The 20,333-nt window shown below is 70.8% G+C and carries 22 protein-coding genes and 2 pseudogenes; 16 read left to right on the forward strand and 8 right to left on the reverse strand.

The window, feature by feature from the left end; all coding sequences use genetic code 11:
* Nucleotides 1-15 precede the first annotated feature (15 nt).
* The gene (locus G6038_RS22260; RefSeq protein WP_165039933.1) at nucleotides 16-594 is read left to right on the forward strand and encodes a TetR/AcrR family transcriptional regulator; all 579 of its coding nucleotides are present in this window, start codon (nucleotides 16-18) and stop codon (nucleotides 592-594) included.
* Nucleotides 591-1,028: an HIT family protein gene (locus tag G6038_RS22265; RefSeq protein ID WP_165039934.1), complete on the forward strand. Its 438-nt coding sequence runs from the start codon at nucleotides 591-593 to the stop codon at nucleotides 1,026-1,028. Before G6038_RS22260 ends, G6038_RS22265 begins: the two co-directional genes overlap by 4 nt.
* Before the next feature lie 21 nt (nucleotides 1,029-1,049).
* Here the strand turns inward: G6038_RS22265 and G6038_RS22270 are convergent, their stop codons facing one another.
* Nucleotides 1,050-1,241, reverse strand: a complete 192-nt coding sequence (locus G6038_RS22270) for a hypothetical protein (protein ID WP_240918655.1) — start codon at nucleotides 1,239-1,241, stop codon at nucleotides 1,050-1,052.
* Between the two features lie 179 nt (nucleotides 1,242-1,420).
* Between G6038_RS22270 and G6038_RS22275 the strand changes: the two are divergent.
* Nucleotides 1,421-1,616: pseudogene (locus G6038_RS22275) on the forward strand (adenosine-specific kinase); the annotation flags it as partial.
* Between the two features lie 59 nt (nucleotides 1,617-1,675).
* Nucleotides 1,676-2,875, forward strand: a complete 1,200-nt coding sequence (locus G6038_RS22280; protein WP_165039935.1) for a serine hydrolase domain-containing protein — start codon at nucleotides 1,676-1,678, stop codon at nucleotides 2,873-2,875.
* Nucleotides 2,876-2,944: 69 nt separating this feature from the next.
* Here G6038_RS22280 and G6038_RS22285 read toward each other — a convergent pair whose 3' ends face one another.
* Nucleotides 2,945-4,231 carry an MFS transporter gene (locus tag G6038_RS22285; RefSeq protein WP_240918661.1) on the reverse strand — a complete coding sequence of 429 codons (1,287 nt, stop codon included), beginning with the start codon at nucleotides 4,229-4,231 and terminating at the stop codon, nucleotides 2,945-2,947.
* Between the two features lie 256 nt (nucleotides 4,232-4,487).
* The gene (locus tag G6038_RS22290) at nucleotides 4,488-4,994 is read right to left on the reverse strand and encodes a MarR family transcriptional regulator (protein ID WP_165039937.1); all 507 of its coding nucleotides are present in this window, start codon (nucleotides 4,992-4,994) and stop codon (nucleotides 4,488-4,490) included.
* A 244-nt stretch (nucleotides 4,995-5,238) separates the two neighbouring features.
* Between G6038_RS22290 and G6038_RS22295 the strand changes: the two genes are divergently transcribed.
* The 8 genes and pseudogenes from G6038_RS22295 to G6038_RS22330 all read left to right on the forward strand — a co-directional run bounded on the left by G6038_RS22295 (nucleotide 5,239) and on the right by G6038_RS22330 (nucleotide 12,795).
* The gene (locus tag G6038_RS22295) at nucleotides 5,239-5,763 is read left to right on the forward strand and encodes an MSMEG_0572/Sll0783 family nitrogen starvation response protein (RefSeq protein ID WP_346772886.1); all 525 of its coding nucleotides are present in this window, start codon (nucleotides 5,239-5,241) and stop codon (nucleotides 5,761-5,763) included.
* A gap of 11 nt (nucleotides 5,764-5,774) precedes the next feature.
* On the forward strand, nucleotides 5,775-6,836 hold the full coding sequence (locus G6038_RS22300; RefSeq protein ID WP_165039939.1) for an MSMEG_0568 family radical SAM protein: 1,062 nt from the start codon (nucleotides 5,775-5,777) through the stop codon (nucleotides 6,834-6,836).
* Between the two features lies 1 nt (nucleotide 6,837).
* Complete coding sequence (locus tag G6038_RS22305) at nucleotides 6,838-8,271, forward strand: MSMEG_0567/sll0787 family protein (protein ID WP_165039940.1); 1,434 nt, start codon at nucleotides 6,838-6,840, stop codon at nucleotides 8,269-8,271.
* Nucleotides 8,268-9,215: a carbon-nitrogen hydrolase family protein gene (locus tag G6038_RS22310; protein ID WP_165039941.1), complete on the forward strand. Its 948-nt coding sequence runs from the start codon at nucleotides 8,268-8,270 to the stop codon at nucleotides 9,213-9,215. Before G6038_RS22305 ends, G6038_RS22310 begins: the two co-directional genes overlap by 4 nt.
* Nucleotides 9,208-9,552, forward strand: a complete 345-nt coding sequence (locus G6038_RS22315) for an MSMEG_0570 family nitrogen starvation response protein (RefSeq protein WP_165039942.1) — start codon at nucleotides 9,208-9,210, stop codon at nucleotides 9,550-9,552. Before G6038_RS22310 ends, G6038_RS22315 begins: the two co-directional genes overlap by 8 nt.
* Nucleotides 9,549-10,805: an MSMEG_0569 family flavin-dependent oxidoreductase gene (locus G6038_RS22320; RefSeq protein ID WP_165039943.1), complete on the forward strand. Its 1,257-nt coding sequence runs from the start codon at nucleotides 9,549-9,551 to the stop codon at nucleotides 10,803-10,805. The genes G6038_RS22315 and G6038_RS22320 overlap by 4 nt, the downstream gene beginning before the upstream one ends.
* Before the next feature lie 10 nt (nucleotides 10,806-10,815).
* On the forward strand, nucleotides 10,816-11,664 hold the full coding sequence (locus G6038_RS22325; protein ID WP_165039944.1) for a carbon-nitrogen hydrolase family protein: 849 nt from the start codon (nucleotides 10,816-10,818) through the stop codon (nucleotides 11,662-11,664).
* A pseudogene (locus tag G6038_RS22330) lies at nucleotides 11,661-12,795 on the forward strand (MSMEG_0565 family glycosyltransferase). The gene G6038_RS22325 and the pseudogene G6038_RS22330 overlap by 4 nt, the downstream one beginning before the upstream one ends.
* On the opposite strand, the gene G6038_RS22335 reads toward G6038_RS22330, so the two are convergent.
* Nucleotides 12,774-13,481 (reverse strand): response regulator, encoded by a 708-nt coding sequence (locus tag G6038_RS22335; RefSeq protein ID WP_165039945.1) that lies wholly within the window; start codon nucleotides 13,479-13,481, stop codon nucleotides 12,774-12,776. The pseudogene G6038_RS22330 and the gene G6038_RS22335 overlap by 22 nt on opposite strands.
* A 2-nt stretch (nucleotides 13,482-13,483) precedes the next feature.
* Nucleotides 13,484-15,109 (reverse strand): ATP-binding protein, encoded by a 1,626-nt coding sequence (locus G6038_RS22340; RefSeq protein ID WP_165039946.1) that lies wholly within the window; start codon nucleotides 15,107-15,109, stop codon nucleotides 13,484-13,486.
* Between the two features lie 67 nt (nucleotides 15,110-15,176).
* Between G6038_RS22340 and G6038_RS22345 the strand changes: the two genes are divergently transcribed.
* From G6038_RS22345 to G6038_RS22360, 4 genes are read left to right on the forward strand one after another with little or no spacing between them, the layout of a single operon-like run.
* Entirely contained in the window at nucleotides 15,177-16,166 is a 990-nt protein-coding gene (locus G6038_RS22345; protein WP_165039947.1) for a tripartite tricarboxylate transporter substrate-binding protein, read from the forward strand.
* Nucleotides 16,163-16,687 (forward strand): tripartite tricarboxylate transporter TctB family protein, encoded by a 525-nt coding sequence (locus tag G6038_RS22350; protein ID WP_165039948.1) that lies wholly within the window; start codon nucleotides 16,163-16,165, stop codon nucleotides 16,685-16,687. Before G6038_RS22345 ends, G6038_RS22350 begins: the two co-directional genes overlap by 4 nt.
* Before the next feature lies 1 nt (nucleotide 16,688).
* The gene (locus tag G6038_RS22355; protein ID WP_165039949.1) at nucleotides 16,689-18,239 is read left to right on the forward strand and encodes a tripartite tricarboxylate transporter permease; all 1,551 of its coding nucleotides are present in this window, start codon (nucleotides 16,689-16,691) and stop codon (nucleotides 18,237-18,239) included.
* On the forward strand, nucleotides 18,236-18,628 hold the full coding sequence (locus G6038_RS22360; protein ID WP_165039950.1) for a universal stress protein: 393 nt from the start codon (nucleotides 18,236-18,238) through the stop codon (nucleotides 18,626-18,628). The genes G6038_RS22355 and G6038_RS22360 overlap by 4 nt, the downstream gene beginning before the upstream one ends.
* Nucleotides 18,629-18,652: 24 nt before the next feature.
* Here the strand turns inward: G6038_RS22360 and G6038_RS22365 are convergent, their stop codons facing one another.
* The 3 genes from G6038_RS22365 to G6038_RS22375 are packed head-to-tail and all read right to left on the reverse strand — an operon-like array spanning nucleotide 18,653 to nucleotide 20,303.
* Nucleotides 18,653-19,321 (reverse strand): alpha-ketoglutarate-dependent dioxygenase AlkB, encoded by a 669-nt coding sequence (locus G6038_RS22365; RefSeq protein WP_165039951.1) that lies wholly within the window; start codon nucleotides 19,319-19,321, stop codon nucleotides 18,653-18,655.
* Nucleotides 19,318-19,578, reverse strand: a complete 261-nt coding sequence (locus tag G6038_RS22370) for an Ada metal-binding domain-containing protein (RefSeq protein WP_165039952.1) — start codon at nucleotides 19,576-19,578, stop codon at nucleotides 19,318-19,320. The genes G6038_RS22365 and G6038_RS22370 overlap by 4 nt, the downstream gene beginning before the upstream one ends.
* Nucleotides 19,575-20,303 (reverse strand): 2OG-Fe(II) oxygenase, encoded by a 729-nt coding sequence (locus tag G6038_RS22375; RefSeq protein ID WP_165039953.1) that lies wholly within the window; start codon nucleotides 20,301-20,303, stop codon nucleotides 19,575-19,577. The genes G6038_RS22370 and G6038_RS22375 overlap by 4 nt, the downstream gene beginning before the upstream one ends.
* Between the last annotated feature and the right edge of the window lie 30 nt (nucleotides 20,304-20,333).

The raw sequence follows: 20,333 nt of genomic DNA on the forward strand, positions 1-20,333 counted from the left end.
CGAATTCGGGATGCGGTGCGGACACGGGCCGCGCTGCTCGACGCCGCGACGGAGGTCTTCCTCCGCGACGGATACGCCGCGGCGGCGACCGAGGAGATCGTCGCCGTCGCCGGCGTGACCCGCGGTGCGCTCTACCACCACTTCGCGAACAAGCGGGATCTGTTCCGCGGCGTCGTGGAACGGATGCAGGTGGAGACCGAGGAGACGCTCGCGGCGATCGAGGGGAACGATCCGTGGGACTCGTTCACCACGGCAGTGCTCGCCTCGCTCGACGTCGTGTACGACCCGGCGATCCGCCGATTGCTGCTCATCGAGGCACCCGCGGTGCTGGGCTGGGCGGAGGTGCGGGAGGGGCACCGCAAGAACACCATCATGATCACCGAGCGCGCGCTGCGGGCCATCGCGCGGCGCAGCGGTGAGCCGGCCCCGCAGTCGTCGGCGCTGGCGCACATGATCGTCGCGGCCGTCGAGGAGGCCATGCTCTACCTCGCCCACAGCGACGACCCGATCCGCGAACGGCCGGAGGTGCAGGCGCAGCTGCTGCAGCTCCTCGAGGGCGTCCGGCGGCCGACACCCGTCCAGGAGAGTGCGTGAGCGACTGCGTGTTCTGCGCGATCGTCGCCGGCACCGCGCCGGCGAGTGTCGTGCTGGACGAACCGGACGTGTTGGCGTTCATGGACATTCGCCCGTTCACACCGGGGCACCTGCTGGTGATCCCGAAGCGTCACGCGTCCGGTCTCGCGCACCTCGATCCGCAGGACGGCGCGCGGGTGTTCGACGCCGGCCGGCGCATCGCCACCGCACTGCGCGCGAGTTCGCTTCCGGTCGACGGGGTGAACCTCTTCCTGGCCGACGGGGTCGCCGCCGGCCAGGAGGTGTTCCACGTGCACCTGCACGTCGTTCCGCGTCGTCGCGGCGACGGGTTCGGGCTGCGGGCGGTGCCGCGCAGCCCGAACCGCACCGTGCTCGACGGCACCGCCGAGACCCTGCGGGCCGCGCTGGCCGAGGCCGGTGGCAGCTCCGGCTGAGGTCGGGTGAATCCTCCGGTCTCACCCGGCCAGATCGTCCGGGCCCACTTCGTCGTCACGCCACGCCGACGCGCTGACGCCCTGGCTCGACCGCAGCCACAGGATGCCGACGGCCAGGGCCAGGACGAGCGAGCCGACGAGGACGACAGCGCGGCCGGAGGAACGTCCGCGCGTGCGGATCCGGCTTTCCGGAGAACGGGAGGAAGCGGTCACCGCACCATCCTCCCTCATCCCTGATGCGGCGGACACGTGCCCGATGGTCGCCTGCCCCGGCCGGCGACTGCATTGCCCTCGTCTCCCGTGCGCGGGAGACTGTCTGTGGACGGTGACCCGGCGAGTCGCAGGCGTTCGAGGAGGCGGTCGTGGAATTGCAGATCGTGGCGGTCGACCAGAACATCCTGAACGCCCTGAAGCAGGTGCCGGAGGTGTGCGGCATCTTCTGCGCGACGGCCAAACCCGGTCGAGATCATCGTCGCCGATACGGAACTCGGCCGGGGTGATCGGCGGGCGGCCAACTGCCGGCGTGGAGTCGAGTTCCGACGTCGCCGACCTGAAGCCCTGCTGCGCACGATCGGCTACAAGCTGTGAGCGGTCCTGAACCGGACCACCGGTAGCCGGGTGCCGCGCCTGTGCGAAAGGAGACGGCCGTGTCCGCTCGAAAGTCCGTTCATCCGGGGATTCACGGATACGCGCGCAGCGACTTCACGGCCGTACGGCAGGCGTTCGCCGAGAACTTCGCCCGCCGTAGGGAGTTGGGCGCCGCCTGCTGCGTCTACTACCGCGGCGAGAAGGTGGTCGATCTGTGGGGCGGGGTACGGGACAAGGCGACCGGCGAACCCTGGGAACGGGACACCATGGCGCTGGTGTTCTCCGCCACGAAGGGGATGGCCGCCATGACCGTCGCGCTGACCCATTCCCGTGGATGGCTCGATTTCGACGAGCGCGTCTGCACCTACTGGCCCGAGTTCGCGCAGAACGGCAAGGAACGGATCACCGTCCGCCAACTGCTGGCCCACCAGGCCGGGCTGTTCGGTTTCGACGAGCCGGTGGATGTCGGGGTCATCGCCGATCCGGACCGGCTGGCCGCGATCATGGCTCGCCAGAGACCGGAGTGGGAGCCGGGGGCGCGGCAGGCCTACCACGGAATCAGCCTCGGCTTCTATCAGGGTGAACTCGTTCGCCGGGTCGACCCGCAGCACCGCACGCTGGGGAAGGTCTTCCAGGACGAGATCGCGACCCCGCTGGGGCTGGAGTTCTACATCCGCCTCCCGGCCTCCGTTCCCGACGCCCGACTTGCCCCGCTGGTGATGCGGAACCCCCTCCTGAATCTCGCCGAGCTGTCTCCGCGGCTGTTTCCGGCGTTCCTGAACAAGCGGTCGGTGTTCTACCGCTCGCTGGTCGCCAACCCGGGAACGCTCGTGGCAATGGACCCGGACACGATCTACGCGCGCGATCTGGAGGCACCGTCCGGCGGAGGCGTGGGCACGGCACGCGCCCTGGCGCACGCCTACGGTGTCCTGGCCACCGGCGGTGCGGAACTCGGCATGCGCCCGGACACGCTGCACGAACTGACGGCCCCGCCGGTGCCGCCCCGGGACGGATTCCACGACGCGTGCATGCTCGGGGACATCCGGTTCTCGCTCGGTTTCATGCGCCCGAGTCCCGACTGGTCTTTCGGCGGGCCACGGTCGTTCGGCGCGCCCGGTGCCGGCGGCTCCTTCGGCTACGCCGATCCGGATGCCGGGATCGGCTACGGCTACGTCTGCAACCGCATGGGCAAGTCTCGAAACGATCCGCGCGACGTCGCTTTACGTGCCGCGATGACCGGCGCCGTCCCGTCGGCCTGATCCGGGGCGGTCGCCTACCGGGCGCCGGGCGCATCGATCGAAAAATCCCTCCGGAGATGGGGTTCGGAGTCAGGCCTTCGACAGCGCCGTCGGACGCGGTTCGGTGTCGACGCCGGGGATGCCGCGTCCGCGCAGGGAGGCGCCGGCCGTCTCTGCCACGAAGTACAGCGCGCCGAGCCCGACGACGCAGGCGCCCATCATGTAGTAGGCGGGCACGAGGTCGTTGCCGGTCCGCTCGATCAGCCACTCGTTGACGGCCGGCGCGGTGCCACCGAACAACGACGTGGAGATGTTGTAGGCGATCGCGAAGCCTGCGAAGCGCACGTGGGTCGGGAACATCGCCGGGAAGGTCGCCGAGATGGTCGACAGTTGCAGCACGTACAACAGGCCCAGGACCGTGAACGCGACGATGGCCCAGGCGAAGCTCACGGTCATGAGCATGTACATCGGAATCGCGAGCAGCAGCAGTCCGCCCATCGAGATCAGCCACATCGGTTTGCGGCCGATCCGGTCGGACAGTGAGCCTGCGAACGGGATGACGGCCATCATCGCGAGCTGCCCGATGACGACGAGGGACAGCGAGGCGGTGCTCGACAGGCCGATGCGGTTCTCGAGGTAGGTCGGCATGTAGCTCAGCAGGGTGTAGTTGCAGACGTTGAGCGCGACGACCAGGCCCATCAGGGTCAGGATCGGCCGCCAGTACTGCACGACCAGGTCCTTGAACTCGGTTCGGGTGTCGCGCTCGACGGCGCCCTCGGCCTCGAGTTCGCGGAACACCGGGGTGTCGTCGAGCTTGGACCGCAGGTACAGACCCACCAGGGCCAGCGGCCCGGCGACGAAGAACGGCAGACGCCAGCCCCACGTGCTCATGAACGCATCGGTGGAGACCAGGTCGACGAACAGGACGATGAGGGCGCCGAGCGAGAAGCCGGCGAGGGTGCCGAACTCGAGGAAGCTGCCGAAGAAGCCGCGCTTGCGGTCGGGGGAGTACTCGGCCATGAACGTCGCGGCGCCGCCGTACTCCCCACCGGTCGAGAAGCCCTGGACCATCCGCAGCAGGACCAGCAGCAGAGGTGCCCAGAACCCGATGGACGCGTACGACGGGATGGCGCCGAGGAGCACCGTCGCGGTGCCCATGAGGATGATCGTCAGCGCGAGCACCTGTCGGCGGCCCAATCGGTCACCGAGCGGACCCCAGACCATTCCGCCCAGCGGTCGCACCAGGAACGACACGGCGAAGATGCCGAGGGTGAGGAAGGTGGCCGATTCGAGGTCGCCGGGAAAGAAGGAGTCGGCGATGTAGGTGGCGGTGTAGGCGTAGACGCCGTAGTCGAACCACTCGGTGAAGTTGCCCATCGCGGAGGCGCCGATCGCACGCCGCAAAAGCCCTGGTGGAACCTCTTTTTCCTGGTCCTTCTCGCCGGCGTTGGTGGTGCTCACGACACTTCCCTTCGTTCGGACATCCGCTCCTGCGTACCCGGAAAGGGCGCGGGGGATCCAACCGAGACGAAGATCGGACGACTTCGTTATATTTCCGTAATATTCACCTGGGGTTTCGCTCCCGGTGCCCGAACCGGCACGGGCGCCCGTGCGCGGTCCGGGGCGGAACCGTTCAGTCCTGATTCAGCGCCCCCGCCCGGAGGGCGGCGGCGTTGATCCGTGTCAGCACCTCGTGCAATTCCTCGAGCTCCGCCAGGCTCACGCCGAGCCTGCGGACGACCGTCTCCGGGACCGTCGCGGCCCGCGCGCGCAGGGCCCGGCCCTCGTCGGTCAGGTCGACGACGAGTTGCCGCTCGTCCTGGGGGCTGCGGGTGCGGGTGATCAACCCGGTCGACTCGAGCCGCTTGAGCAACGGCGACAGGGTGGGGGAGTCCAGTTGCAGGGCCCGGCCGATCTCCTTCACCGACATCGGGGCGTCGCCCCACAGGGCCAGCATCACCAGGTACTGCGGATGGGTGAGGCCGAGGGGTTCGAGCACCGGCCGGTACACCGAGAGCACCGCCCGGTTGGCGACGGCGAGCGCGAAGCAGACCTGACGGTCCAGGGCGAGCGGGTCGTCCGTCGCCCTCGCCGACCCGGCTTCGACCCCGGCCGACTGCGGGTGGGCCTCCGTGCTCATGGTTTCGATGCTACCCAACCGGTGAGCTGCCCACTGCGGTCGCCTCGCACCCGCTGCCGCACCCCCTCCCGGCGGCGGTGTTACGCGCCGATGACGGGATTCCGGCTGATGTGAGCTCCACGAAATGCGGCGTTGTTCCGGGGGTGACCAACGCGAAATCGACTGCACGTCTACTGATTGCAGTCGCAGCCGGGCGAGATCCCCGGTGCGCCCGCCGAATCGACCCGTTTCCGAGGAGAACTCAGTGACCGACATCGAGCAGACCATCGCCGACAACATCGCCAGGTCCCTGGCCGAGATCCCCCATCCGGCACTGCCCAAGGGCACCAACATCTACGGCTCGACCAAGATCTTCCCCGACTATCGGGCCGAGGACGGCGAGTGCTACTTCACCCTCGTGCACGGCATCGCCCACGAGTCGTCGGTGAGCTTCGTCGCGGTCCTGCAGGCCACGCGCGCGCTGCGCAAGGGCTTCGAGTCGGCCATCTACTTCTACGGCACCGGAGCAATGAATGCCGTTGCCACACGAGGCTTCCCGACGACAGGTGACAACGGGTTCCCGGGTGAGCAGAACATCAACGACGCGCTGACCACCTTCATCAAGGAGGGCGGCAAGGTCTTCGTGTGCCGGTTCGGGCTCGCGCTGCACGGGCACCGTGAGGAGGACCTGATCGAGGGCGCCATTCCCGCCCACCCCCTGGACGTGCAGGACGCGATCATCCACTACGCCCGCAAGGGCGCCATCATCAACTCCACCTACATGGTCTGAAGGGTGACACCATGAGCGGTCTCTCGACCCGGGTCGATCTGGCCGTCCGCGGCATCCGGTCCCTCGACGCGCCGGTGCACAGGCGTTCCGGCGCCGGCCCGAGCGACGACGGGCACGTCCTGATCGGCGGGGTGGGCGGCGCGATCCCGATCCGGTCCGACAGCCCGTACACGGTGGACGGCACCCGGCTGCTGCTGGACGGAACGGACATGGGCATCGACGTCGAGCCGGTGCGCCGGCCCAGGTTCTACGACCTGCAGACCGCGGACGGCATCTCCTACGAGAAGATCGCCCGCCTGCACGGCGCCGACGTCCTGGCCACCACCGTGGTGCAGACCTGTATCCGGTACGACCCCGACCAGCGCTGCCGCTTCTGCTCGATCGAGGCGTCGCTGGCGGCGGGTTCGACGGTCGCGGTCAAACGTCCCGAGCAGCTCGCGGAGGTCGCCGCGGCCGCGGTCCGCCTCGACGGGGTCACCCAGATGATCATGACCACGGGCACCTCCGCCGGGACGGACCGGGGCGCCCGCCACCTGGCCCGCTGCGTGCGCGCGGTCAAGGCGGCCGTGCCGCACCTCGCCGTCCAGGTGCAGTGCGAACCGCCCGGCGATCTCGTCACCCTCACCGACCTGCGCCGGGTGGGCGCCGACTCGATCGGCATCCACGTCGAATCCCTCGACGACGGCGTGCGCCGGCGCTGGATGCCGGGCAAGGCGACCGTTCCGCTCGCCGAGTACCGGGCGGCGTGGGCCGAGGCCGTGCGCGTCTTCGGGCGCAACCAGGTCTCCACCTACCTGCTCGTCGGACTCGGCGAGGACGCCGACGAACTCGTCTCCGGCGCAGCCGAACTCATCGCGATGGGGGTCTACCCGTTCGTAGTGCCGTTCCGGCCCCTCGCCGGAACCCTCGCCGTCGATGTCGACGGGGCGGCGGCCCCCGACGCGACGCTGCTCGAGGACGTCACCCGGCGCGTCGCCGAGGAGCTGCGGGCGGCGGGCATGGCCGGCTCCGGTCAGAAGGCCGGATGCGCCGCGTGCGGCGCGTGCAGCGTGCTGCAGAACGCGGGAGGCTGACATGACATCCGAATCCGGCTCCCGGACCACCGAGCTGTTCGACCCCGCGGTGCTCGCCGGTCCCGCACCGGCGCCGCCGCCCGGCTTCCTCGTGCGCGCGGCGGACCACGCCGGCGACGTGGCCGCCTACCACCGGCTGCGCCGCGAGACGTTCGTGCTCGAGCAGGGACTGTTCGCCGGCAGCGACCGGGACGATCTCGACGACGATCCCCGCACCGTCGTCCTGGTCGCTGCCGCACCCGACGGCGCCGTGCTCGGCGGGGTGCGGCTCGCCCCGGCCACCGACGGCGTGGACCTAGGCTGGTGGACCGGCAGCCGCCTGGTCGTCGACAGCCGCAGCCGCCACGGCGGCGGCATCGGGCGGGCCCTCGTCCGCGCGGCCTGCGCGTACGCCGAGTCCCACGGCGTGCTGCGCTTCGACGCGACCGTGCAGGCACCCAACGAGCCGATGTTCACCCGACTCGGGTGGGTCCGCCGGGGCGACGTCGTCCTCGCCGGTGCCCCGCATGTGCTGATGCAGTGGCCGCACGACCGTATCGAACGGCTCGTCCGGTCCACGAAATCGGTCCTGGCGCAAGCCCTGGCTCCGTTGGATCAGGGTCCGGACGGGCTCGGTGGCAACGGGTTTCGCGGCGACGACGGTGCGCCCGTCCCCGGCAGCGACCTCGTCGCGGCGTGCGACGCGATCGTGCCGGCGATGGTCCAGCGCGATCCCGAGTGGGCGGGCTGGTGCGCGGCCCTGGTCAACCTCAACGACCTGTCCGCGATGGGTGCGACGCCGGTCGGGATGCTCGACGCCGTCGGCGCCCCCAACCGCTCGGTGCTCACCCGCGTGCTCCGCGGGCTGGCGCACGCCGGCCGGATGTGGAACGTGCCGATCCTCGGTGGCCACACCCAGCTCGGCGTCCCCGCCGCGTTGTCGGTCACCGCGCTCGGCGCGGCGGCCCAGCCGATCCCGGCGGGCGGTGGCTCCGCGGGCCACGACCTCCGCCTCACCGTGGACCTGCGCGGCCGGTGGCGACCGGGATACACCGGACAGCAATGGGATTCCACCTCGACGTGCACGTCCGAGGAGCTCGCGCTGCTCGGGTCCTTCGTCCGCCGCGCGCGGCCGGCGGCGGCCAAGGACGTGAGCATGGCCGGACTCGCCGGCACCGTCGGGATGCTGGCCGAAGCGAGCGGCGTCGGCGCCGTCCTCGACGTCGCGAGGATCCCCCGGCCGGCGGGCGCGACGATGGGCGACTGGATGACGTGCTTCCCGGGCTTCGCGATGGTGACCGCGGACCGGCCCGGACGCCCCACGCCGCCGAGCGGACCGGCCGTGTCCGTGGTGTGCGGGGAACTGACCACACGACCGGGGGTCGGCCTGCGCTGGCCCGACGGCGTGATCACGAATGCGGTGCACAGCACCGTCACAGGATTGGGAAGAGCATGAGCGAGATCGGAATCTCGGTCGCGGCGGCGGAATTCGGCCGCGACATGGAGCAGTCCTACGCGACGATCGCGGCACTGATCGACCAGGCCCGCGCCCGGGGCAGCGACCTGCTGGTCCTGCCCGAAGCGTGCCTCGGCGGGTACCTGCCGAGCCTCGGCGGTGGCGACGAGAGCGCCGCGGCGCGGGAACGCCGCCTGCGCGCGTTGCCGCCGGCGCTCGCACTCGACGGACCGGAACTGCGGCGGGTCATGGACCTCGCCGGCGACCTCGTGGTGACCCTGGGCTTCTGCGAGGCCGACGGGTCGACCCGCTACAACGCGGCCGTGACGCTGCACGGCGACGGCATCCTCGGCTCCTACCGCAAGGTGCACCAGCCGCTGGGCGAGAACCTCTGCTACGACGCCGGCGACCGCTACGCGGCGTTCGACACGCCGATCGGCCGGATGGGCATGCAGATCTGCTACGACAAGGCGTTCCCCGAGGCGGCCCGCGCCCTGGCCCTCGACGGCGCGGAGATCGTCACGTCGCTGTCCGCCTGGCCGACGGCCCGGACCGCGCGGGCTGCGGCCCTCGCGGACGATCGATGGACGCAGCGCTTCGACATCTACGACCGGGCCCGGGCCACCGAGAACCAGGTGGTGTGGGTGGCGTCCAACCAGGCCGGCACCTTCGGGTCGCTGCGGTTCGTGTGCAGCGCCAAGATCGTCGGTCCGGGTGGGGAGATCCTGGCGACCACCGGCACCGACCCCGGCCTCGCGTCCGCCCGGCTCGACGTGCGCGCCGAACTCGACGCGATCCGCGGCGGCGGCATGTACAACCTGCGGGACCGGAAGCCCGAGGTCTACGGCGACGTGGTCGCCCCCAACCTGGTGACCGGGACGCAGCTGAGCCGCGAGCAGCGGCCGGCGTCCCTCCGCGGGGCAGGGGTGCCGGCCCATGCCTGAAATGACCTACACGGTGCGGTGGCCCGACGGCCGCACCGGCGAGTACTACTCGCCGTCCCTGGTGATGCACGACCACCTGACCGCGGGCGCGGTCTACGCCGTCCGGGACTTCGTCGACCGCACTCGCCTGGCCCTCACCGAGGCGAGCGAACGCGTGCGCGTCAAGTTCGGCATGTACTGCACCTCCGCGGCCGCGACGCTCGCGGAGATCGAGGCGACGGCCGGTCGTTACGAACCCGAGGCCATCGTGCGGGTGCTGGCCCTGGACCCGCCCACCGTCGCCGCCGCGCCGGGCGCCGCCGGCGCAGCCCACCGACCGGAAGGAACAGTCCGATGATCGAGAACCGTGACGTCGTCGTCGTGGGCGGGGGCCAGGCCGGTCTGTCCGTCAGCTGGCACCTCGTGCAGCGGGGCATCGACCATGTGGTGCTCGAACGGGACGGCATCGCCCACGAGTGGCGCGACAGCCGGTGGGACAACTTCACCCTCGTCACCCCCAACTGGCAATGCAACCTGCCCGGCTACAGCTACCGCGGCGACGATCCGGACGGGTTCATGACCCGCGACGAGACGTACGCGTTCGTCCGCGGCTACGCCGGCACCTTCCACCCGCCGGTGCGTGAGGGCGTCGCGGTCACGTCGGTGACGCAGGCGGCCGGCGGCGGCTTCGATGTGCAGACCACCGCAGGCCCGATCCGGGCGCGGCAGGTCGTCGTCGCCACCGGCGGCTACCACGAGCCCGTGGTGCCGCGGTACGCGGAGAAGCTGCCCGCGCACATCACCCAGCTGCACTCCTCGCGGTACAGGTCGGCGTCCGCGCTGTCCGACGGTGCGGTGCTGGTGGTCGGCAACGGGCAGTCCGGCGCGCAGATCGCCGAGGACCTCATGCTCGCCGGCCGGCAGGTCCACCTGGTGACCGGGAGCGCACCGCGGGTGGCGCGGTTCTACCGCGGGCGGGACTGCGTGGCCTGGCTGCACGACATGGGCACCTATGACGTGCCCATCGCCGAACACCCCGGCGGAACCGCCAAGCGGGAGAACACCAATCACTACGTCACGGGCCGCGACGGCGGTCGCGACATCGACCTGCGGTCCTTCGCCCTCGAGGGGATGCGCCTGTACGGCAGGCTGCTCGGTATGGACGACGGAGTGCTGCGTGTGGCGCCCACCCTCGGCGCGTCGCTCGACGCGGCCGACGCCGTGGCCGAGAGCATCAAGGACATGATCGACGACTACATCGCGCGGGAGGGCATCGACGCCCCGCCGGAGGAGCGGTACGTCCCGGTGTGGCGGCCCGCCGCGGAACCCACCGGCCTGGACCTGGCCACCGCCGGGATCGGCTCGGTGATCTGGTCGATCGGATTCCGGACGGACTACCGCTGGCTGCACGCCGGGGTCTTCGACGGTGCCGGTCTGCCGTGCCACAATCGGGGCGTGACCTCGGTGCCCGGCCTGTACTTCCTGGGCCTGCCCTGGCTGCACACGTGGGGATCGGGACGATTCGCCGGAATCGCCCGCGACGCCGAATACCTCGCGGACCGGATCGAGCTCGAGGCAGGGCTGCGGGCCTCGATCGGCGCCCCGGCCTGACGGGCGCCGCATGACGCGCATCGCCGCCCTGGCCGGTCACTTCGGACGCGACGTGCCGCGGGCGCTGCTGAAACTGGAGACCCTGATCGAGTCCGCGCGACGGGACCGCATCGAGCTGCTGGTGCTGCCCGACGCGTGCCTCGGCGGGTACATCTCGGACCTGCGCCGGCCCGACCCGGACGACCTGCCGCCCGCACTGTGGCGGGACGGACCCGAACTCGACGCGCTCGCCCGGATGGCGGGCGAGATGACCGTGTGCGTCGGCTACACCGAACGGGACGGGGATCTGCGATACAACGCCGCCGCCTGCGTCACCGGCGACGGGATTCTCGGCACCCACCGCAAGGTGCACCAGCCGGCCGGGGAATTCCTCGCCTACGCGCCGGGCGACCGGTTCGAGGCGTTCGACACCCCGGTGGGCCGCATGGGGATGCTGATCGACTACGACAAGACGTTCCCCGAATCCGCCCGCACGCTGGCGCTGGACGGCGCACGGATCGTCGCCGCGCTGTCGGCGTGGCCCGCGAGCGTCACCGACCGGGCGGCCCGGCTGCCGCAGGACCGGCAGTCCCGGCTGTTCGACCTGTACGACGCGGCCCGCGCCGCCGAGAACCAGGTCGTGCTCGTCTCGTCCAATCAGACCGGGATGCAGGGCGGCATGCGCTTCCTCGGGCAGGCGAAGATCGTCGGCCCGGGTGGCGAGGTGCTCGCCCGCACGGGCACCAAGGGCGGGCTCGCCGTCGTCGACATCGACGTCGACGTCGAGGTGGAACGGGCCCGCCGGGTGCTGCACCACCTGGCCGAGCGGCGCGTGGACACCTATCGGGGACTGCTCGACGAGAAGGGGGGCATCGGGTGAGGATCGCTCTGCTCACGTACTCCACCAAGCCGCGCGGCGGTGTCGTCCACACCCTCGATCTTGCCGAGGCCCTGGCCCGGACGGGCCACGACGTCGCCGTGTGGACGCTCGGGCGCGGCGGCGACGACGGGTTCTTCCGCGCCGTCGACCCGGCCGTGCGGGTGTGCGTCGTCCCGTTCGCCGGGGTGGACGGGGAGGGAGTGGGGGAGCGCATCATGCGTTCGATCGCCGCGCTCGGCGCGGCGTTCACTCCCGGCAGGTTACGACGTGGTGCACGCGCAGGACTGCATCAGCGCCAACGCCGTCGGAAACCGGTGCATCCGCACGATCCACCACCTCGACCGGTTCACCACGCCGCAGCTCGCCGCCTGTCACGAACGGGCCGTCGTCGAACCGTATGCGCGGATCTGCGTCTCGCGTGCGGTCGCCGAGGAGGTCCGCGCGGGCTGGGGTTTCACGCCGACGGTCATCGCCAACGGCGTCGACGCGCACCGCTTCTCGCGCGCCGAGCACGACAGGGCGGCGCGGGCCCGGTGGCGGGCGCAGCTGGGGGAGTACGTGCTGGCCGTCGGTGGCATCGAGCCACGCAAGGGCAGCATCGATCTGGTGGAGGCGTTCGCCCTGCTGCGCCGTGAGCGGCCCGGGATGCGGCTGGTGTTCGCCGGCGGCGAGACGTTGTTCGACTACCGGCCGTACCGAGCCGAATTCGACCGTCGCTGCACGGAACTGGGTGTGGATCCGACGATCCTGGGGACGGTGGCCGAGGACGCGCTGCCGGCGTTGGTCGCGCAGGCGTCGGTGTTCGCGTTCCTGTCCACGAAGGAGGGCTTCGGGCTCGCCGCGATGGAGGCCCTGGCCGCCGGAGTGCCGGTGGTGGCACGGGATCTGCCGGTGCTGCGCGAGGTGTTCGGCGACACCGTCCGGTTCGCGTCGACGCACCGGGGGATGGCCGGCGCCCTCATCGAGCCGCCCGACGCCGCGCGGACACACCGGGGGCGGGCGCTCGCCGCGGCCCACACCTGGGACGACGCGGCGGCCGCGCACCTCGCGTTCTACCGCTCCGTCGTGCACCTGCAACCCGCGGGGCACTCACGGGATGCGGCCCGGGGTCAGTGCCCGGCGGGCCGGTAGCGGCGGGCCGGTCGGCCGGTGCCGCCGTATTCGAGGCGCAGTTCGAGCACGCCTGCGTCCAGGTAGTGCTCGAGGTAGCGGCGCACGCTCACCCGCGACAACCCGGCGAGCTCCGCGCACTCGGTGGCGGACAGTTCGCCGCGGGCGCGGACCGTGTCGAGGATCAGCCGGCCGGTTTCGGCGCTCAGTCCCTTCGGCAGCCGTACGGGTTCGGCAGCCTTGCCGCCGGCCCCGAACAGGGAGTCGATGAACGTCTGGTCGGCGCTCGTCTGTGTCGCGAGCTCGTGCGCTCGGCGCCGGAAGTTCTCGAGCTTCTCCCGGAGCTGCGCGTACTCGAACGGCTTGACCAGGTAGTCGGTCGCTCCGCCGTGCAGGGCGCGACCGACGGTGTCGATCTCCCGAGCGGCGGTGATCATGATGACGGCGACGGCGTCGCCCTCGGCGCGCAGCCGCTGAAGGACGTCGAGTCCCGACATGTCGGGCAGGTAGACGTCGAGCAGGAGGAGGTCGGGTGCGGTGGTCCGCGCGGCGGCGAGCGCCTCCGCGCCGCTGTGTGCCACGGCGACCGTGGTGAATCCCTTTGTCCGGTCCACGAATCGACGGTGGATCTCCGCGACCATGAAGTCGTCGTCCACGACGACGACCTTGTGTGTCGCCGCCTCGTCCGATCCTGGACGGTCGTGCATGGTCAGCCATCCTTACTGCGCGGGATGTGGACGGTGAACAAGGCGCCACCGGTGACCGGGGCATCGGAGACGGTAGCCGATCCGCCGTGCTGGGCGCTGACCAGGCGCACCAGTGCCAGTCCGACCCCGCGTCCCCCGGGCGTGTCGGGTTTGGACGTGACGCCCCGGGCGAAGATCTCCTCCCGCAGGGAATCGGGCACGCCGGGACCCGAATCGGCGACCTCGACCGTGATGCCGTCGGAGTCGGTGATGCGGACGGAGATCCGCGCGTCCCGCCCGCCCTGCGACACGTCGACGGCGTTGTCGACGAGATTGCCGAGGACGGTGATGACGTCGGTGGCGAGTCCGGGGTCGAGGGCCCGCAGGCGCGAATCGGGCTCCAGGACCAGGGTCACTCCGGTCTCCGCGGCGAGCGAGGTCTTCGCGATGAGCAAGGCGGCCACGGCGGGATCGGAAATGCGCTGCGTCACAGCGTCACTGATTTCCGCCCGGCGCCTGGTGAGAGTTCCGACGAAGTCGGTGACGGCGTCGTAGTCGCCGAGTTGGGTGAGCCCCGAGATGGTGTGGAGCTGATTGGCGAATTCGTGGGTCTGGGCCCGCAGGGTGTCGGTGACACTCTTGTGCGACGACAGCTGGCTCTGCAGCGACGCCAGCTCGGTGCTGTCGCGCATCGTGGTGACGGTGCCGATCCGCTGCCCCCGGCTCGTCGCGGTCCGGCGACTGAGCGCCAGCACCCGGGACGCCGTCGACAGCACGACGTCGCCGCTGTCGTCCCCGCTGAGCAGGTACTGACGGACCGCGGGTTCGAGGTCGACGTCGTCGACGCGGCGGCCGACGGCGTCCGCGGTGAGCCCGAGCAGCTCCTGTGCACTGTCGTTGAGAACGGTGACGACGCCCTCGGTGTTCACCGCCACCACGCCCTCGCGGATGTTGTGCAGCAGCGCCTCGCGGTGGTCGGCGAGGTTGGCGATCTCGGCGATCTCGAGCCCCCGGGTGTGGGTCTTGATCCGTCGCGACAACAGCCACGAGCCGAGGAGCCCGAGTCCGGCGCCGATGCCGAGATACAGCAGCAACCGGGCGCCGGCGCTGCTGAGGAGGTCCCACAGGGACGGGTAGTCGTCGCTCACCGCCACGATCGCGAGCACGGTCCCGGCCGGCGACAGGATCGGGACGTGTCCCGCGATGGCGCGACGGCCGTCGACGACCACGTCACCGGACCATGCCCGGCCGGTTGCCACGTCGCTGGCCCCGAGTGCCGCAGCTGCGCCGAGCCGGGTCGGGTCCGACGACACGAGGACCGTGCCGTCGGCGGTCACGATCTCGGCGAGCGTCGCCCCGGACAGGTTCACGGCGCGGTCCACTTCGGGCGCGAGAACCGTGCCGGCGGACGGTGCGGACAGCAGTTCCCGCACCACGGGCGTCGAGGCCACGTTCTCGGCGACCGCGATCATCCGCTGACCCTGCAGGTCGCGGAATCCGACGGTCGACTGATGCACCGACACCGCGGCGACCGCCAGCAGCACCACCGCCACGACGGCGAGCTGAAGCAGCAGAACCTGCCCGGCGAGGCTGCGGATACGGAGGGGACGTGGTGACCACAATGAACTCAAGTTCCGTTTCGTACTCAAGAGTGACGTGACTCACTGACGGGTTCAGTATTGCCGAAGGTCACATTTTTCGGCGAAAGAAGGAACGATGTCCAGGACAGCCGGCGGAGGCCGCGTACGTGCGGTCCTACTGCTCGTGCTCGCGGGGATTCTCGTTGCCGGATGCGGCGTCACCCGCGGCGAGGACGAGGGTCTGCACCGGGTGCGGATGATGGTTCCCAACAGCCCCGGCGGAGGCTACGACCTCACCGCCCGGACGGCGGTGAAGATCATGGAGGACGAAGGCATCACCGGCCGCGTGGAGGTCTTCAACGTCATCGGCGCAGGCGGAACGGTGGCGATGGCTCGGCTCATGAACGAGGCGGGCAACGACGACCTCATGATGATGATGGGCCTCGGCGTGGTCGGCGCGGGCTACACGAACGGCTCGACGGCCCGGGTGTCCGACGCCACGGCCCTGGCCAGGATGGTCGAGGAGCAGGAGGGCATTCTCGTCCCCGCGAACTCGCCGTTGCGCACCGTCGACGACTTCGTCGCCGCGTGGCACGCCGACCCGTCGGCGATCACGATCGGCGGTGGATCGTCACCCGGAGGTCCCGACCACCTGTTCCCGATGGAGACGGCACGTGCGGTGGGGGTGGATCCGAAGGCGGTGAACTTCGTGTCCTACGACGGCGGCGGTGATCTACTGACCGCGCTGCTCGGCGAGAAGATCACCGCGGGCACCTCGGGGCTCGGCGAGTACGTCGACCAGATCGAGGCGGGCCAGGTCCGGGTCCTCGCGGTGTCGGGTAACGAGCGCGTTCCCGGAATCGACGCACCGACGCTCCGTGAGGCGGGCATCGATCTGACCTTCACCAACTGGCGCGGAATCCTTGCGCCGCCCGGAATTTCGGACGACGCCAAGGCAGCGATGGTGGAGGCGCTCGCGACGTTGCACGACACCCCGGCATGGAAGGAGGCTCTGGTGAAGAACGGTTGGAGCGACGCGTTCACGACCGGACCGGAGTTCGAGCGGTTCCTCGAAGAGCAGGACGAGCGGGTTTCGTCCACGCTGTCCGAGCTGGGGCTCGCATGAGTACGCGGGCAGCGGCCGATGCGACGCCGGCCCGCCGGATGAAGGATCCGGCCCAGTTCGTCGTCTGTGGTGTGCTCGTGGCGGTGGGAGTTTTCCTGATCGTCGACGCGCTCACTCTGACCGCGGGTTTCGTCAAGGTCGACCCGGTGGGGCCCCGGCTGTTCCCGATGGTCGTCGGCACCGGACTCGTCGTCTGCGCGGTGGCGCTCGCAGCGGCGATCCTGCGGGGATCGACCGGCGAGGAGGACGGCGGAGAGGACGTGGACCTGTCGGCGCCCGGGGACTGGCGCACGGTCGGGCTGCTGGTCGCGTTGTTCGTCGCGACGATCGCCCTCGTCGGCCCGCTGGGGTGGGCGATCACCGGAACCCTTTTGTTCGCCGGCGCCGCGACGGTGCTGGGAAACAGGCACTACGTGCGCAGCCTCGTGATCGGGGCGGTCCTCGGGTTCGGCAGCTTCTACGCATTCTACGTCGGGCTCGGAATACCGCTGCCCGCAGGCATTCTGGACGGAATTCTGTGACATGGACACATTGACCTGGCTGCTGCAGGGGTTCGAGCAGGCGGCAACCCCGATGAACCTGCTCTACGCGTGTCTCGGCGTCCTGCTGGGCACCGCGGTCGGAGTACTGCCGGGCATCGGGCCCGCGATGACGGTGGCGCTGCTGCTGCCCGTCACCTACAACGTGAGCCCGAGCGCCGCGTTCATCATGTTCGCCGGCATCTACTACGGCGGAATGTACGGCGGGTCGACGACCTCGATCCTGCTCAACACCCCGGGGGAGTCGTCCTCCGTGATCACCGCGATCGAGGGCAACCGGATGGCCAGAGCCGGGCGCGCGGCGCAGGCTCTCGCCACCGCCGCCATCGGCTCGTTCGTCGCCGGATCGATCGGCACGATGCTGCTGGTGCTCTTCGCTCCCGCGGTGTCGCGCTTCGCCGTGACCCTCGGCGCGCCGTCCTATCTGGCGATCATGCTGCTCGCGCTGGTCGCCGTCACCGCCGTCCTCGGCAGTTCGAAGCTCCGGGGCTGCATCTCGCTGTTCCTCGGTCTCGCGATCGGACTGGTCGGGATCGACTTCCTCACCGGGCAGCCCCGCGCCACCTTCGGCATTCCGCAGCTGTCCGACGGGATCGACATCGTCGTCGTCGCGGTCGCGGTGTTCGCGGTCGGTGAGGCGCTGTGGGTGGCCGCGCACCTGCGCCGCCGGCCCGCCGAGGTCATCCCGGTCGGCCGTCCGTGGATGGGCCGCAGCGACTGGAAGCGGTCGTGGAAGCCGTGGTTGCGCGGCACCGCATACGGATTCCCGTTCGGCGCGCTGCCGGCGGGTGGTGCCGAGCTGCCGACCTTCCTCTCGTACATCACCGAGAAGAAGCTGTCGAAGCACAAGGACGAGTTCGGCAAGGGTGCCATCGAAGGCGTCGCGGGGCCGGAGGCGGCGAACAACGCCTCCGCGGCGGGCACCCTCGTGCCGATGCTGTCGCTGGGCCTGCCGACCAATGCGACCGCCGCGGTGATGCTGACCGCCTTCGTGTCGTACGGAATCCAGCCCGGGCCGACGCTGTTCGAGAAGGAACCGCTGCTGATCTGGACGCTGATCGCGAGCCTGTTCATCGGCAACTTCCTCCTGCTCGTCCTCAACCTTCCCCTCGCCCCGCTGTGGGCCAAGCTGCTCCGCACGCCCCGGCCGTATCTGTACGCCGGCATCCTGTTCTTCGCCGCGCTCGGCGCGTTCGCCGTCAACCTGCAGTGGCTCGACCTCGCCCTGCTGCTGACGTTCGGTCTGCTCGGTCTCATGATGCGACGGTTCGGTCTTCCGGTGCTGCCGTTGATCATCGGGGTGATCCTCGGGCCGCGCATCGAACGCCAGCTCCGCCAGAGCTTGCAACTCGGTGGCGGTGACTGGGGCAGTCTCGTCACCGAACCCGTCGCCGTCGTCGTCTACGTCGTCATCGCACTGCTGCTCGCCGCGCCGCTCGCCGCCCGGTTCGTCCACTCGCGACGGCCTGCCGTGACTCCGGTCGGCACCCCCGGTGACGACTCCAGCGAGACCCGAGAGAAGGCCCACGCATGATCGTCGTCGGATTCACCCCGGACCGGTACGGCGGCGCCGCCGTCGACCACGGCATCGCCGAGGCCCGGTTGCGCGGCACCTCACTGCTCGTGATCAACACGTCCAAAGGCGATGCCCTCGCGGACCGGTCGTTCGCCGCCCGGGCACAGCTCGAGGCGCTGGAGGAGAAGCTGTCCGGAAGCGGCGTCGAGCACGAGATCAGGCAGACGGTCGGCGACGAGACCGTCGACGTGATCCTGGATGCCATGGAGCCCGACGAGGCGCAGCTGCTGGTGATCGGGGTCCGCGACCGCACACCCGTCGGCAAGTTGCTTCTCGGCAGTACCGCCCAGCGGCTGCTGCTGTCCTGCCGCAAACCGGTGCTGGCGGTCAAACCCGAGGAGGCGTGAGGCTCCCCGCCGATCCGGGGTAGCTCACCCGCCGAGCCCGGTGACCCGCATCGTGAGGTTGAGCCGGCCCCGCGTCATCCCCGACACGGGGTCGGCCGTGCCGGGAAAGACTTTGGGCACACCGTGATACGCGAACCGCGACGGGCCGCCGAACACGAACAGGTCGCCGGATTCGAGCCGGACGTCGCGGTAGGGCCGGTCGCGGGTCTCGGGGTTGCCGAACCGGAAGGTGCACGCGTCGCCGATGCTGAGCGACACGATGGGGGCGTCGCTGCGTTCGTCCTTGTCCTGATGCATGCCCATGCGGGCGTCGCCGTCGTAGAAGTTGATCAGCGCGGTGTCGGGGGTGTAACCGTCGCCGGCGTGCGGGTCGTCGTACGCGGCGACGAGGGCACGCCGACCGAGGTCGCCCAGCCGGTCCGGGAAAGGAGCGACGGGAGCGTCGTTCACGTCCACCGCGGTGCGGGTGTAACGGTACGGCGACCAGTGCCACCCGAGGCAGACGGTCTGCACCGACATCCGGCCCCCGCCCGGCAGGGCGGTGTGACGGATCGGCACGGGCCCGCGCGCCCAGCCCCGGCAGGCGGCGACGAGGCGGCGTTGCTCGTCGACGTCGAGCCAGCCGGGCACGTGCACGGCGCCCGGGGCGATCTCGACGCGGGCACGCGGCACGGGGAACAGGGCGTCGCTCACGGGTGCCGCCTCGTCTGCCAGTCCCGGTAGCGTCCCGGAAGGCACACCGCGCACGGGCGGTATCCGGCTGCGGCGGCATCGGATTCGTCGGCGAAGAAGACCCGGTCCCGGATGTACCCGCCGCGGGCGATCGCCCGCAGCGCCGCGCGGCAGTCGAGGCGACCGTAGAGCCGGCCGCGCCGGTGCCCGCCGACGGACCCGGGGATCGCGCTGCGGTAGGGACGGCCGTCCGCGCCGAGGAGCGTGTAGCCGGTCATCGCGCGTCGTGCAGGACGAGGCCGAGGGTGTGGCGGACGCCGGCGCGGACGGTGCTGACCCCGTGCCGGACGGGGGAGCGGGTCCAGCCGCGCGCGGAGCGGGTGGGCCGGTCGCGGGTGGTGAAGATCAGCCCGTGACCCTGCTGCAGCACGGTGGCGGTGCCGCGGGACTGCGCGCGGGCGCGTTGCTCGACGAGGAGGAACTCGCCGCCGAGGTGGTCGTGGCCGGGCCGGTCGAGGCCGATCACCACCTGCAGCGGGAACACCAGGTCGCCGTAGAGGTCGCGGTGCAGGGCGTTCCAGTCGCCGGTCGTGTAGCGCAGCAGGATGGGCGTCGGCCTGGTCTGTCCGGCGGCGTGGCAGGCGTCGAGCCAGTCGCCGAACTCGTCGGGCCACGGCTCCGGGTCGCCGAGCCGCTGCGCCCAGTCCCGTGCGACGGGCAGCAACCGGTGGTAGAACGCCGCGCGCAACCGGGTGATGCCCTCGGGTACGGGGTCGCCGAAGTACCGGTAGGTGCCCTTGCCGAAGCGGTACCGTTCCATGTCGATCGTGCTGCGGAAGCGGCGTTCGTCGCCCCACATCGCGGCGACGCGCGCGCACTCGTCCGCGGTGAGCAGCGGCCCGGTCTGCGCGCACCCCGTCGCGTCGAGTTCGGCGACGAGCGCCGGCCAGTCCTGAGCATCGACCCGCGCGGTGAGCGAGTCGGTCCGGTTCCCGGTGGTCATGGCTCCTCCTCCGGCCGGGCTGTCCCACCC

This window comes from Rhodococcus sp. 14C212, assembly GCF_011058195.1.
GTDB classification, from domain to species: Bacteria; Actinomycetota; Actinomycetes; order Mycobacteriales; family Mycobacteriaceae; genus Rhodococcus; species Rhodococcus aetherivorans.

Bases quoted from the DNA above. Each gene is read 5' to 3' on its own strand.
- G6038_RS22315 (WP_165039942.1), top strand. From the start codon at position 9,208: ATGCCTGAAATGACCTACACGGTGCGGTGGCCCGACGGCCGCACCGGC.
- G6038_RS22370 (WP_165039952.1), bottom strand. From the start codon at position 19,578: ATGACCGGCTACACGCTCCTCGGCGCGGACGGCCGTCCCTACCGCAGC.
- G6038_RS22355 (WP_165039949.1), top strand. From the start codon at position 16,689: ATGGACACATTGACCTGGCTGCTGCAGGGGTTCGAGCAGGCGGCAACC.
- G6038_RS22305 (WP_165039940.1), top strand. From the start codon at position 6,838: ATGACATCCGAATCCGGCTCCCGGACCACCGAGCTGTTCGACCCCGCG.
- G6038_RS22310 (WP_165039941.1), top strand. From the start codon at position 8,268: ATGAGCGAGATCGGAATCTCGGTCGCGGCGGCGGAATTCGGCCGCGAC.
- G6038_RS22290 (WP_165039937.1), bottom strand. From the start codon at position 4,994: ATGAGCACGGAGGCCCACCCGCAGTCGGCCGGGGTCGAAGCCGGGTCG.
- G6038_RS22350 (WP_165039948.1), top strand. From the start codon at position 16,163: ATGAGTACGCGGGCAGCGGCCGATGCGACGCCGGCCCGCCGGATGAAG.
- G6038_RS22325 (WP_165039944.1), top strand. From the start codon at position 10,816: ATGACGCGCATCGCCGCCCTGGCCGGTCACTTCGGACGCGACGTGCCG.
- G6038_RS22345 (WP_165039947.1), top strand. From the start codon at position 15,177: ATGTCCAGGACAGCCGGCGGAGGCCGCGTACGTGCGGTCCTACTGCTC.
- G6038_RS22375 (WP_165039953.1), bottom strand. From the start codon at position 20,303: ATGACCACCGGGAACCGGACCGACTCGCTCACCGCGCGGGTCGATGCT.
- G6038_RS22320 (WP_165039943.1), top strand. From the start codon at position 9,549: ATGATCGAGAACCGTGACGTCGTCGTCGTGGGCGGGGGCCAGGCCGGT.
- G6038_RS22285 (WP_240918661.1), bottom strand. From the start codon at position 4,231: ATGGGCAACTTCACCGAGTGGTTCGACTACGGCGTCTACGCCTACACC.
- G6038_RS22335 (WP_165039945.1), bottom strand. From the start codon at position 13,481: ATGCACGACCGTCCAGGATCGGACGAGGCGGCGACACACAAGGTCGTC.
- G6038_RS22360 (WP_165039950.1), top strand. From the start codon at position 18,236: ATGATCGTCGTCGGATTCACCCCGGACCGGTACGGCGGCGCCGCCGTC.
- G6038_RS22300 (WP_165039939.1), top strand. From the start codon at position 5,775: ATGAGCGGTCTCTCGACCCGGGTCGATCTGGCCGTCCGCGGCATCCGG.